Source organism: Sodalinema sp. (assembly GCF_046483825.1).
GTDB lineage: Bacteria > Cyanobacteriota > Cyanobacteriia > Cyanobacteriales > Geitlerinemataceae > Sodalinema.
Genome location: NZ_JAWOCL010000194.1, coordinates 1 through 2764, shown reverse-complemented (window position 1 = coordinate 2764; position 2764 = coordinate 1). Strand labels below are relative to the sequence as shown.

The window sequence follows — 2764 nt, the reverse complement described above, 5'->3', positions numbered from 1 at the left end:
TGCCCCATTTATAGCCACAGTCTGAACAAGTTTGAGATGTGGGTTCCCAACGACTGATAACATGGGTCTTCAGGATATACGGTGTGATTTGTTGCATTTGATACAAAATTGTAGGGGCGAAAAATTTTTCGCCCCTACAGCAACGGATGTAATCTGCCATAAATTCTCCTGATCACCCTAAACCCTAAACCAATATCGAGAAGCAATCCAAAGCCTTCTCACTCATTACGCCAACCAGGACTATTGTCAATCCAATCCTGACATTGAAACACAACTCATCTTTGATACCCAGCGCGATCATTATCAATGGATGGATGTAGGATGGCAAGAACTCACTCGGATTTATCGAACCATTATTCATTTTGATATTAAAGACGGAAAGATTTGGCTACAACAAAACCTGACAGAGTTGAATCCCGCCGAAGACTTAGTTGCAATGGGAATTGCACGAGAGGATATCGTCTTGGGGTTGCATCCCCCCTACAAGCGGCCTTATACCGACTATGGTGTCGCTTAGAATCCCTCCCTGGGACAGAGTTAACCCCATGACATCGCCAGGATTCGTCCCTAGACCCCCCAGGTACCCAGAAAATTATGTCAAGATAAGTAAAATAGCTCTTACGCAATAGACCTGACTGTGATACAAGCGACTGAAACCCGTTCCCAAACTCCCCAATCCCAAACCGAGGTAAGCTTCCACTACCATGTGGCCATGTCCCAGCCTCAATCCCACCTCCTGGATATCACCCTGGAGGTTCGCAACTGGACCGCTAGCCATTTAGACTTAACCTTCCCCGTCTGGACTCCCGGTTCCTATTTGGTCCGGGAATATGCGAAACAAATTCAAGAGTTGACCGCAAAAAACGATAGCGGAACCCCTCTAACTTGGCAAAAACAATCGAAGAATCAATGGCGGATTCAAACCGAAAATCAGCATAATCTCTCTATCTCCTATCGCCTTTTTGCTAACGAACTCACTGTTCGCACCAATCACTTCGATGATACTCATGCCTATTTTAATGGTGCGGCGACCTTTTTCTATAGTCCTGGACTCGAACATCACCCCATTAAAGTTACGATTCATCCTCACCATCCTGATTGGCAAATTGCGACAACTCTACCAGCGGTGGACAACAAACCCAACTGCTTTTACGCCGCCGATTTTGATACGTTAGTGGATAATCCCTTTGAAGTTGGGATTCAAGAGCGTCGTAGTTTTGAGGTCTTAGGAAAACCCCATGAGTTGGTGGTTTGGGGACAAGGAAATCTCAATCTCGATCGCCTGGTTCAAGATACCAAACGTATCATTGAACTCGAAGCCAATCTCTTTGACGGCTTACCCTACGATCGCTATCTCTTTCTCCTCCATCTGTCCGCTGGTGGCTTTGGTGGTTTAGAACATAAAACCTGTTGTTCCCTCAACTATCCTCGCCTAGCCTTCCAAAATCGCGATCGCTACCGTCGTTTCATGCAATTGGTGGCCCATGAATTTTTCCATCTCTGGAATGTCAAACGAATTCGACCGAAGGCGTTAGAACACTTTGACTATGAGGCGGAAAACTACACCCCCTCTCTCTGGTTCTGTGAAGGGGCCACCAGCTATTATGATATGCTGATTCCCCTTTGGTCAAAAATTTATGGCGGGAAAGCATTTTTGAAGATTTTTAGTAAAGATGTCACCCGCTTTTACAACACCCCTGGACGTTTGGTGCAACCGCTGAGTGAGTCCAGTTGGGATGCTTGGATTAAACTCTATCGCCGTGACGCCAACAGTGATAATTCGCAAATTTCCTATTATCTCAAAGGGGAAATGGTGGCGTTGATGTTGGATTTAACCATTCGCCGTAATAGCCAAAACGCGCGATCGCTCACCGATGTCTTGCGTCAGCTTTGGGATGAGTTTGGAAAACCCGAAATTGGCTATACTCCCCAACAACTACAAGCCGCCTTTGAAACCGCAGCGGGTCAGGATTTGAGCGAGTTTTTCCAACGCTACATCCACGGAACCGAGGAGTTACCTTTAAGTGAGTATCTCGAACCCTTTGGCTTACGGATTAAAACCGATGAAGCTAAACAACCGCCATTTCTGGGAGTACGGGTAAGTGACGATCGCGGAATCACCCTTGTCGATTTCGTTGAAGCCGGTTCCCCAGCGGCTGAAGTGGGATTGGAACCAGGAGACGAACTACTGGCGATTAATCGCTTGCGAGTCACCGCTGATGGCTTCGGCGATCGCCTGCAAGATTTTGACGCGGGGGATGAGATTGAACTGAGTTTCTTCCATCAGGATGAACTGAAAATGATAGGTCTAACTCTCACCGAACCCCGTCCCGCCAATTATACGGTGACGACAGTCGATAACCCCACTCCTGAACAGGCTCAAAATTTACAGGCTTGGTTAGGGGTGGAGATGACGAGTCTGTAACGACTCCTAAATCTGGCGAGAGGTGGGGGCCTCTCGTCGGAGTTGGGACAATTAGGGGTTTCTAGATTGCAAATGATAAAATAATATGATGACACTACAAGACATTATTCAATCCCTGGATCGTTTATCTGCTCGTGATCAAGAGGTGTTGTTTGAAATTCTCCAAAATAAACGGAATCAGGATAAAAAAATCCGCACTCTTGGCTCTCTCAGAGGTAAGTATGCTGATATTAAAACCAGCAGTGATGAGTTTGCATAATCGGCCACATATCTATGAGAATAAAAATGCCGAGCAATCCAATAACATACTTATATTTTATTTTTTTATAGTGAAACGCC

2 protein-coding genes and 1 pseudogene are annotated in these 2764 nt (G+C 45.9%); all 3 read left to right on the top strand.

The features are described from left to right. Positions 1-184: 184 nt before the first annotated feature. Positions 185-517: pseudogene (locus R6U67_RS12690) on the top strand (XisI protein); the annotation flags it as partial. A gap of 120 nt (positions 518-637) precedes the next feature. Then, the gene (locus tag R6U67_RS12685) at positions 638-2425 is read left to right on the top strand and encodes a M61 family metallopeptidase (protein WP_410252886.1); all 1788 of its coding nucleotides are present in this window, start codon (positions 638-640) and stop codon (positions 2423-2425) included. An 85-nt stretch (positions 2426-2510) separates the two neighbouring features. Beyond that, positions 2511-2684, top strand: coding sequence for a hypothetical protein (locus R6U67_RS12680; protein ID WP_410252885.1), 174 nt, complete (start codon positions 2511-2513; stop codon positions 2682-2684). The last annotated feature ends 80 nt before the right edge of the window (positions 2685-2764 follow it).